Source organism: Oceanobacillus sp. NCCP-135, from assembly GCF_059698015.1.
Genome location: NZ_BAAKSZ010000056.1, coordinates 1 through 9,451, shown reverse-complemented (window position 1 = coordinate 9,451; position 9,451 = coordinate 1). Strand labels below are relative to the sequence as shown.

Annotated in this window: 12 protein-coding genes; 9 read left to right on the top strand and 3 right to left on the bottom strand. The window is 30.1% G+C overall.

Annotated elements, in window-relative coordinates; translation table 11 throughout:
• The first annotated feature begins 86 nt into the window (after positions 1-86).
• The 5 genes from AC6HVZ_RS19240 (at position 87) to AC6HVZ_RS19220 (ending at position 5,492) form a co-directional block, all read left to right on the top strand.
• Positions 87-719 carry a hypothetical protein gene (locus AC6HVZ_RS19240; RefSeq protein ID WP_497559750.1) on the top strand — a complete coding sequence of 211 codons (633 nt, stop codon included), beginning with the start codon at positions 87-89 and terminating at the stop codon, positions 717-719.
• A gap of 69 nt (positions 720-788) precedes the next feature.
• Positions 789-977: a hypothetical protein gene (locus tag AC6HVZ_RS19235; RefSeq protein WP_497559749.1), complete on the top strand. Its 189-nt coding sequence runs from the start codon at positions 789-791 to the stop codon at positions 975-977.
• Between the two features lie 95 nt (positions 978-1,072).
• A complete protein-coding gene (locus tag AC6HVZ_RS19230; RefSeq protein WP_497559748.1) occupies positions 1,073-1,309 on the top strand; it encodes a hypothetical protein in 237 nt (78 codons plus the stop codon).
• An 858-nt stretch (positions 1,310-2,167) separates the two neighbouring features.
• The gene (locus tag AC6HVZ_RS19225) at positions 2,168-5,143 is read left to right on the top strand and encodes a site-specific integrase (RefSeq protein ID WP_497559747.1); all 2,976 of its coding nucleotides are present in this window, start codon (positions 2,168-2,170) and stop codon (positions 5,141-5,143) included.
• Positions 5,144-5,252: 109 nt separating this feature from the next.
• Positions 5,253-5,492 carry a helix-turn-helix domain-containing protein gene (locus tag AC6HVZ_RS19220; protein ID WP_497559746.1) on the top strand — a complete coding sequence of 80 codons (240 nt, stop codon included), beginning with the start codon at positions 5,253-5,255 and terminating at the stop codon, positions 5,490-5,492.
• Here AC6HVZ_RS19220 and AC6HVZ_RS19215 read toward each other — a convergent pair.
• Positions 5,489-5,857, bottom strand: a complete 369-nt coding sequence (locus AC6HVZ_RS19215) for a hypothetical protein (protein ID WP_497559745.1) — start codon at positions 5,855-5,857, stop codon at positions 5,489-5,491. The genes AC6HVZ_RS19220 and AC6HVZ_RS19215 overlap by 4 nt on opposite strands.
• Positions 5,857-6,111 carry a helix-turn-helix domain-containing protein gene (locus AC6HVZ_RS19210; protein WP_497559744.1) on the bottom strand — a complete coding sequence of 85 codons (255 nt, stop codon included), beginning with the start codon at positions 6,109-6,111 and terminating at the stop codon, positions 5,857-5,859. Before AC6HVZ_RS19210 ends, AC6HVZ_RS19215 begins: the two co-directional genes overlap by 1 nt.
• A gap of 549 nt (positions 6,112-6,660) precedes the next feature.
• On the opposite strand from AC6HVZ_RS19210, the gene AC6HVZ_RS19205 reads away from it, so the two are divergent.
• From AC6HVZ_RS19205 to AC6HVZ_RS19195, 3 genes are all read left to right on the top strand, one after another.
• Positions 6,661-6,876, top strand: coding sequence for a DUF7695 domain-containing protein (locus AC6HVZ_RS19205; RefSeq protein WP_497559743.1), 216 nt, complete (start codon positions 6,661-6,663; stop codon positions 6,874-6,876).
• 90 nt (positions 6,877-6,966) lie between these two features.
• A complete protein-coding gene (locus AC6HVZ_RS19200) occupies positions 6,967-7,272 on the top strand; it encodes a nucleotidyltransferase family protein (protein WP_497559742.1) in 306 nt (101 codons plus the stop codon).
• 221 nt (positions 7,273-7,493) lie between these two features.
• Positions 7,494-7,781: a nucleotidyltransferase family protein gene (locus tag AC6HVZ_RS19195; RefSeq protein WP_497559741.1), complete on the top strand. Its 288-nt coding sequence runs from the start codon at positions 7,494-7,496 to the stop codon at positions 7,779-7,781.
• Between the two features lie 91 nt (positions 7,782-7,872).
• On the opposite strand, the gene AC6HVZ_RS19190 is transcribed toward AC6HVZ_RS19195, so the two are convergent.
• Positions 7,873-8,067 (bottom strand): hypothetical protein, encoded by a 195-nt coding sequence (locus tag AC6HVZ_RS19190; protein WP_497559740.1) that lies wholly within the window; start codon positions 8,065-8,067, stop codon positions 7,873-7,875.
• A gap of 899 nt (positions 8,068-8,966) precedes the next feature.
• Between AC6HVZ_RS19190 and AC6HVZ_RS19185 the strand changes: the two genes are divergently transcribed.
• Complete coding sequence (locus AC6HVZ_RS19185) at positions 8,967-9,398, top strand: undecaprenyl diphosphate synthase family protein (RefSeq protein WP_497559751.1); 432 nt, start codon at positions 8,967-8,969, stop codon at positions 9,396-9,398.
• Positions 9,399-9,451 lie beyond the last annotated feature (53 nt).

Sequence of the window (9,451 nt, the reverse complement as noted above, 5' to 3'; positions counted from 1 at the left end):
CAGTAATCATCTGGAGGAATTTGATTAGAATAGGTCTGTTTTGGATGGAATAAAGTGATGCTTTACAAGAATATAAGGAAGAAAGATTGCTGTTTATCAGAACTATTTTTGAGATCTCGTTACAATATAAATATTTAATATATAGAGAAGAAGAAAGAAACATAAAAGCAGATATGTATGAAGTTTTTATGGAAAATAAGGTAATTAAGAAGGGTAAACAGCTAATCACTGATAAGGCATTAACTGATAGTAAACTTTTTTCATCTAGATATGTAAGTGATATGAAAAGGATATTTTCGGAAGAAGGAAATATTGTAGAAAGAAGTAATAATGAAATGAAAGAAGGCTTTACTAATTATCAGGCTAAAAATTGGTTTGGATTGAGTGGCAGAAAATTCGATTCATATTATAAATTAAGCAAGGAATTTCCACTTATGTATCCTTTTTATTTCTATTCTTATGATGAAATTTCACGTTCAGCTCATGCGAGAGATTTGATGTCCCAAACGATTATAAATATAAAGTCCTTTGAATTAAGTGAAGATGAACAAAGAATACTTCGTAGTGATCAAATGTTAGCTCATTTATTAACCGATTTCATAGTGATGATGTTGGATTACTTTAAAATGGAAAAGCAATTAAAAGATTTCATAAAAAAATGTGCAACCGATGTAAGTGAAAGTTTGGTTATTATCGAATTTGAGAAGAAGAGATTATAGAAAATCAAGAAACTCAGTTAAATGAATGATTGCGTTAACGGACAGTTTAGAAGGAAGGGGAAATAACTTGTGTTCGTATTATCAACAGTGGGTGGATTAAGAGTAGGAGACATGATTTTTCAACTGATTTTTTTCTTAATTTTGATTGCTTTGGTTGTAGGAATAGTATCGTTTTTTGTAAAGTTTAACAAAAGAAATAAGAGATTAGATAGAATAGAAGAAAAAATAGATAAATTGCTCTCAGATAAAGATAAGTAAAAATCAATGATTATTGTATTAACTATTTACTTCGAGACAAATTGTGAAGATTGGTGGTTAGTTAAAGAGAAAAATAAGAATAAAAGGAGAATGAGATGGAATTTAAAGAATTTCTAATGCTGGAATATAAAATAGGTGAAAAATCAGCTCGTGATTATGTAACCCGTTTTAATGGAATAGTTGATAGAGGAATTTATAAAGGAGAATTTCAAGTAACTCCTAGTATGGAAGAAGCCATTGAAAAGGAATTTGAAAAATCAAAAGGTCATTATATCCTTGCCCTAAAACGGTACATAGAGTTTAAAGAGAAAAATCCTTTTGTTGAAGATTGATAAATAGTAAAGGTCACCAACCTGATACCGAATGTGGTCATATTAATGCAAAACAGTAAATTGTGAATTTTTAGGGCTTGTAATGATTTATTAACAATTGCATATGATTCCCAGTAGAGATACGAACATGATAACACACCAGTAATAGCACCTGTTGTACAACTAGCAACTAGCAACTAGCAAACAAGTATTACAAAAATTTAATTCTATAGGTGAAGCAAATCGTTATTTACAAAAATTGATAAGAACAAAAGAACTATAAGTCTGGAATATCTAGATGTTGTAATGGCGAAACAGGCGAAGCTTACGGTTATATATGGAAAGAATATAAAGAAAAAAATTCAAATATAGTTAGAACTAATTTAGGAATATGGAAGAACGATAGGTTGAAGGATTACTAGAACTAAGAGATGTTTAGGTAATCCTTTTTCTATTTTCCATTCTAGGATTAGATGATCAATAACCTTCTACTCTTACCTTTTTTCAATTCCACCATGAATAGACGTAAGGACATTAAGCTCGAATTACTAACTATAGTAAATACCATCAGTTATTATATCAATATTTTCATCAACAATTAATCGTTTTATCCTCAATATCCCATCGTAACAATTTGATTGGTGAACTGAAATCGACTCTCCTTTTCTTTTTAAATTTCCACTGTCGAAAAACATCAAAAGTAAGCATTAGAATATTAAAGAAAATCAGATATAATATTTCTAATTTAAACTAAAAAGATATATTAACACAAAACACACAAGAGGCTACAAGAAACATAATCTCTAGGAAGGTAGAGGATATAAAATATGTATTAGTTTGTGTGTTTTGGGTTAAATTGATTTTTAAGGAGGTTAATTTATGCCATTGTCTACTATCACAGCATACTGTAAAAATAGGCGATTTGATAGAGATTTATTACAAAGCATTGTAAAATATATCAATTTAAATCCGACAAAGGTAAAAAATAATTATAGATACTTTGAGACTACTGAATTAGATGAAATTATTATAACGTATAATAGTTGCAGTACAGTTAATGCCTTGATTGATAAATTAGGAAAAGGTAAAAGAACAATTCAATTGGCAATTGATTTACACGAGATTCAACCCTTTTATGTGACAGAAGGGGGAATAAAATACTATGTTCCTGAAAGAGTAAAGAACGCTCTTGAGCTTTTAAATAATTACAAAACTCTCACTGAAACAACCAAGATCTTAGATATCGGTTCACGAACATTGATTTCATTATTAGACTATCATTCTGTAACACCTGTATATGAAAGAGGAAATTGTAAATATTATAATTTTAAAGAGGTAAGTGAATTAGTAAGTGAATTTAAAAGATATAAAACCATTGGACAACTTTGTGAGGTATTTCAAGTGTCTCGTTCAAAGATTGAATCCACACTTGAATCGAATAACATTCTTCCACGATATTTTGATAAAAGAGAAGTAATCCAATATTACTTGCCAGAGGATATAAGGAATGAGATAGAGAATTATAAGAGATTTAATGAAATCCAAAGAAGTGAGCAAATTAAAAGTATTTATCAGATTTGTAATTTATTAAGAATTGGGAAAAATCATTTTTATGAAATTATTGCATATGGCTCTATTTCCTCAATAATAGAAAAAGATGGAGTCGAGTATTATAGGATAAAAGAAGTTGCTGCTGTTGTAGATCAAACAAGTGATATAAAAAAATTAAGTGAAAATTTTAACCTTGAAGAATATCAAGTTAGAAAGGCAATTAAAGATAATAATATTCATCCATGTTACGCAGTTGGGAAAATTAAATATTTCAGTAGAAAGGAAGTTGAAAAAATCCTGAGTGAGCTAAAGATAGATTTAAAAGAGTTAGAACAATATATAACCACTAGAGAATTGGGAAGGAAATACGATTTAGATGGAAATAAAATAAGAAGGTATTTAAAAAGTCAAGGTGTAGAACCAGTTAAAACTGTCAGCGGAATTAAATACTACAAAGAAGAATCAACGTTAGAAGTTATAGATTTACTTCAAAATGTTAGTGAATATAAAATGCTTAATGAGCTAGCCTTAGAATTGAAGGCGGATGTTAAAACATTGAAAAAAGCTGTTGAGAACGCAGGAGTGGAACCACGTTATAGAAAAAAAATAAATAGAACTGAATCTCCTTTGGATACTGGTTTGAGTGAATACCAAGACTTCTATGAAGAGGATAAAGTAATCTATGCACTTCAGCAAAACAGGAATCAGATTGATGAGAAAATAGCTGAACGATCACTAATGCAAGTGAAGTTCCTTTCTTTGCTACATGATGATCTTAAAAAAGTTATTAACAAATATATTGAGTACAGAAAAGCTGGAAGAGGGATATCGTACAATAGTTTCTTCACTAATAAGAAAATAAAAAATCCAGAAAAACAATTAAAGGTAATAAGAAGTTGGCTTTCGAGTACGCTTTATAAAATAGCTGTGCATCGTATGGAAATTAATAACGAAGAAATAATACCGCCTGTCAACTTTGATATTTATACGCTTAATGTTGATGACTATGATGCGATTAAAAAAGAATTTAAACCAAGTTCTAGGCAGACGCTCTTTCATAATATAAGGCCATTTTTATATTTTCTACTAAAGGAAAAGAAAAAAGATATGAAAACTATCGAGGATTACCTTTCATTTAACACGCTTGAATTGCAGTTTGAGGATTTTTTAAACCTCTTTCCTGTTAGGAACGAGGAAGTTGAAGATGTCGAAAACGTCGAAGATCTGCCGAAAAGGAAAATTAAGTCCTTTTTGACAAGAGAACAAATTATCGATATTTATTATTTACTATTGACGGACCCACGTTCACAAGATCCGTTGAAATATGCAACTATGTGGTTAATAAGTTGTATTGCTGGTCTCCGCCCGGAGGAACTATTAAATCTAAGAATTGAGCATTTCGATCTAGATGAAAAAGGCTTATTACGAGTTAACGAACGAGGTTGGGCCGTTCTTAGATTCCCAAAGGAAATGTCAAAGCAAAAACTGATGGGATCACACAAAATTTTTGGTACACCCATTTCTCCCTACGCAGTAGATTTGATAAATAAATATTTAATTTGGGTTTATAACCATCAAGGGGAATCTAACTCAAGAGGACTTGGTTGGTTTTTTAGACCTTTTATTTATATACCGGAAAAGAAATATAATAGTATCAGCAATCAATATATTGTTCGTCTTAGAGAGCAATTAGATTTCTTAAAAAAAGAACAAGCTAGGGATTTCGTGAAAAAGGCAAGTAGACATTCTATGAATAATCTGTTTGTAGAGGCATTCCATGTTATACCTAATAAGGAACTAAGGTCAAAACTAGAAAAGGCAAGACAACATCATATGCGGCATAAAGGTGAGGATGAAAATCTAAAAAAAGATACACTTAATCAAGCTAAAACTGGTAGTGATTGGTACACTGATGATATTCCGTCTGATGCTTATTACGGTGTGCTTGAATATGTAGTCGGCTTTCCGTGGGATAAAAGAGATCTTATCTTATGGGAAGTGGAGAAGGGATTTAGAAATTTGGAAAAAGAATTTACCATAAATATTGATAGTGTTGAAGAAAAAGAAAAATATGAAGAATTATTGCAAAAACAGCAACTAAGTAACCAAGAGGAAAAGTCAGATTCTAATAATGCCTTGGTGAAACAATTACAATTTATTGATAGTAGACTTAAAAAAATTAAACATCCCCCAAATAGCAAAAGTAAATTTGAAGAATGGAGAAAAGAAATAGTAAGACTAAATAAAGAAAAAGAAAAAATTCAAATGTACTTAAAAGATATTTCCACTCAAGAGTTAGGTTAAGCACCTAGCTCTTTGTATTTTATTAATTTTCGTTCAATATATCTTCCGTTCTATTAAAATATCGCCAAAGGGCTGTTATAGTATTTAAAAGTAGAATTTGGAGGATAATATGTGTAAAGAACCAAGTATATTTGAGGAATTAAGTTATATCCATGATGACGCTTTATTATCAGTGCCAATGATTGCTGAGATGGTAGGTGTGTCACCAGAAACTGTAAGACGGTGGATCCGTAGTGGTAAACTTCCAATACACGCTCCAACTGGTAGATATAAAGTTAGATGTGTCAATCTAACTCTTTTCTTAAAACGAATGTATCATAATAGTACAAAAAAAGCGAAGTCTCTTTAAAGAACTCGCTTTTTTTCCCTTCTTTCTAGTAATTTAAATAGCCTTTCTTCTAATTCTAAAGCAACCTTTTCATCGTTAATTTTTGCTAGTAATTTTTTTATATCCCCAATTTCCTGCTTTTCGTTATAAATTTTAACTTGCTTTATTTTCTCTATTGTAGAAAAGTTATTGCCCTTAATAAATTCAATTAAATGTACCAGAGTTCCATTTTGATTACAATTATGACATTTCCATTTTGTCCTAATCATAGAGATATTTGTTTCTTCATAACAATAAAAGCATGGGTATGAAATGCTGTTATCGCTTCTATTTATTTTGTAAGGAATATTGTATTCTTTTAAAAAAGACAATACTATATTATTCACTAGTTAAAATCCTTTTTGATAATCTGCTCCCATTTAGGTTTTACTTTGGAGCGTTTCATAAAAGCTTTAAAATCTGACCCAGTTACTATATATTTCCCACCAAATTGATAAGAAGGTAATTTCCCAGTACGACACCAACGTCTAACACTCTCTACATGCATCCTTGTTAGTTTAGCGATTTCTTCGACGTGTAAAACCTCAAAATCATCAACTTCAAATAGCTGATGAATATCCTCAAATTGTAAATTCTTCACATTATCCCTCCATTTAGTTTAATTAATCTGTGATTAATCTATTGTAAGTAATATTAAAACTGCGTCTGTCAATTATCATATTTGGGTTAGGAGCATTATTTCCAATTGAAAATTTAATATATTGATAGCGTTTAATATACAAAATAAAGCAACCTCTATTTTTACAATATCGGCTGCTTTCATTTCATAAGACAATTGATTAACGATTTAATCATTACACATTATTGCCTATGTTTTATTATATTATACTCATATAACATACACATAGCATCGCACTATATGATTCAACATTTGTTCTTAACTTGTGTGTTTAGTGTGTAAATATATTAATAAAACTTGTCTTAATGATATAAGTATTTTTAAATGGTAGTCTATATAATTGGCATTTAATTAGTGATACTAAACAGAAAAGAAAATACATTTAATTTATAAATTAGCAATAGATTAATAAGATATAATTATATAGGGCATCTAGTTCAACAAATTTTATTAAGTGTTTAATTCGAACTTAAATATCAAAGTGTTTAGAATAATGAATGGGGTGATATTATGAAAAAAGTATTAGTAAATAAAGTACGTTGTAAAAAATGTAATGATATTATCGAGTCAAAACACACCTATGATTTCGTAAATTGTAGTTGTGGTTTAATATTTATTGATGGAGGAAGAGATTATCAACGATATGGTTGGAAAAATCAAGCAAATCAAAAATCCAAACCAGAAGATTATATTGATTTCAGCTATTCAGTTTACAGAGAGAAATAGAATGTATAAGCATTTATAACACTAAATATTGGGGTCCGGAAATATTACATAATAATTGAAATAAATAATATCGAAAATGGTGTTGATAATATGTTATCTAAACAAGATATCCTTGATGAATTGTCAAAAAACTTAAATGCATGGAAGAAAAAATATGGTGTTAAGCAGATTGGTATTTTCGGTTCATACAGCCGTGAACAACAAACAGAATCTAGTGACATTGATGTGATAGTAGAATTTAACCAATATGGTTTATCTTTTGATAATTATATGGACTTAAAAATTAACCTTGAAGATCATTTTCAAAAGCCGATAGATCTAGTCATTTTAGATGATGTTAAACCAGCTTTAAAACAAAATATTCTTTGGAGCATTAAATTTATAGAGGGAGGCTAGATTCGTTTTAGCCGCAGCTTAGCAAAGAATGTGCGGTGAAATCCAATATATCTTAAAGAGCTTGTGAAGGGTTATTAGCGCATAAGTTAATGTGAACTAGGAAGCGGTTGCTAGATAAAGATCCTCAAAAAGTTATAGTTCAAATAAATAAACATAGAAATTATTATTGGACTATAGATTTTAGGAATTATGTTAATGGCGGTTAATGAAAGAGGTGCAATATGTTATATAATGTTCTCAAAGAAAATCGTGATTTAATTTTAGAAACGGCTTCTAAGTACAGTATACATAATGTACGGGTTTTTGGATCGGTAGCGAGATTTGAAGATGGTCCCAACAGTGATCTTGATTTGATTGTGGAGATAGAACAGGGAAGAAGTCTATTTGATCTTATTAGTTTTAAACATGAGGTTGAAGACTTACTTAGGATAAGTGTCGATATTGTAACAGAAAACTCTATTCATCCGAGTATAAAACAAGATGTATTAAGTGAGGCAATTCCACTTTGAAAAACACCACTTTCTTTTAATGGATGATTCATTATTCAACTTTCTTATACACTTTTGTCTAGGGTTAAGAGTTTTGTTTTATACATTAAAGCTATTTCTTAGTTACATAATCCATCTCAAATAGCTCGGCATATTCTAGGTGGCGGTTTTCACTACCAACCATTTTTCCGACCATTTTTTTATTTAAATACTTGAGGTATATGTTTGCTTCATCAATGTCTTCAAATGCTTTACCGACAGCAATATGACCCCTAACATCGAAGCCAATAACGACATAACTAGTCATAGCTCTTCCGCTCCTACTCTTGTACTTCTTTATTTTTATCACAAGCACTTTTACAAAGGATAAATGTCACATTTTTAATTTTTCTTCACTTCCTTTTTCCAAACCATTTTTCCCACAACTCATGAAAAACAAAGTTATGTTTAATCATCACTCCGTACCCAATAACAAGAGCAACAATAGTATATGGGTGATTAGCTTGGAGGAAAATAAGATTCACTATCACTATGTAGGTTACTGTTAGATTAAGACTAATGGCTATGCAATTTATCCAAAACATAACTTTGAATAAGTCCATTGTAAATTACTCCTTTTCCTTTTGGGTAGAGTAAGTTAAATAACGTTCTACACACCGTGATCATAACTTTCTCTAATCGAATTTTATCCAACTATACCCGTTATAATACATTCATTAAGCAGGTTAGAAAAATTTACGTGTCAAACCAATCAATTTATTAATAGTGGCTCGAAACTAAAATCTTCAGCAAATAATTCACTTCAATAAAGAGTAGTGCAAATTCAGCTGAAAAAAGGTTCTTGGTACTATACTCCTTTATAAACATTCCTATAATGCTCTATATCAACTACGCTTTTATCAAAGTATAAAGATATCTATCGTTATTAGTTATACCGACAAAGCTTTTTATAAATCTGATTTAGTTTGTGAATTCTTTACAATACCAATAGTGTAGTAGAAGGCGCTCATAACAATATTAACTTTATGTTTGATTTTAATTGTTACATCTATTTTACCTATTTAATGCCATTATAATTATATTTCGATTATATTTAACGAAATGTTAATTAGTGGAATAAGTTTTAATTCAAGGTTCTATAAATATAATAAACTTTCTCGAAAACCTATATAGCCATGCTTGATTCTTAGGGTTTAATAATGGTTAATAATAATTGAAATTACTAGATCTATCTGTGGTATATTTTGGGTGAAGGTTCTGAGGATTTATGCGTTTTCTACAGAAAACTGGAAACGTCCAAAAACCGAGGTAGAGTTTATATTGAAGCTTCCCAAAGAGTTTCTTGACATTTATCTACTAGAACTTATTTCAAATAATGTACTCATTAAGATAATTGGTGACATGGAATTTCCCCCAGATTACACACGTGATACTGTTCAATATGCAATTGACCGCACACGGCACAATGATGGTCCTCAACTGAATTTTGCTCTTAATTATGGAAGTAGACACGAGATTCGGAATGCAGTGAAAGAAATAGTAGCAGATATAAAAGACACAAAGTTATCACTAGATGAAGTTGGTGAACAGCAGTTTTCAAGATATTTTTATACAACAGATATGCTGTTTGCAGCCTAGACCGTTGTCCTGATAAAGAACTTTATAGCCAAAAAAGTTGTCATATGATTTTA

Bases quoted from the DNA above. Each gene is read 5' to 3' on its own strand.
- AC6HVZ_RS19230 (WP_497559748.1), top strand. From the start codon at position 1,073: ATGGAATTTAAAGAATTTCTAATGCTGGAATATAAAATAGGTGAAAAA.
- AC6HVZ_RS19225 (WP_497559747.1), top strand. From the start codon at position 2,168: ATGCCATTGTCTACTATCACAGCATACTGTAAAAATAGGCGATTTGAT.
- AC6HVZ_RS19220 (WP_497559746.1), top strand. From the start codon at position 5,253: ATGTGTAAAGAACCAAGTATATTTGAGGAATTAAGTTATATCCATGAT.
- AC6HVZ_RS19205 (WP_497559743.1), top strand. From the start codon at position 6,661: ATGAAAAAAGTATTAGTAAATAAAGTACGTTGTAAAAAATGTAATGAT.
- AC6HVZ_RS19200 (WP_497559742.1), top strand. From the start codon at position 6,967: ATGTTATCTAAACAAGATATCCTTGATGAATTGTCAAAAAACTTAAAT.
- AC6HVZ_RS19195 (WP_497559741.1), top strand. From the start codon at position 7,494: ATGTTATATAATGTTCTCAAAGAAAATCGTGATTTAATTTTAGAAACG.
- AC6HVZ_RS19190 (WP_497559740.1), bottom strand. From the start codon at position 8,067: ATGACTAGTTATGTCGTTATTGGCTTCGATGTTAGGGGTCATATTGCT.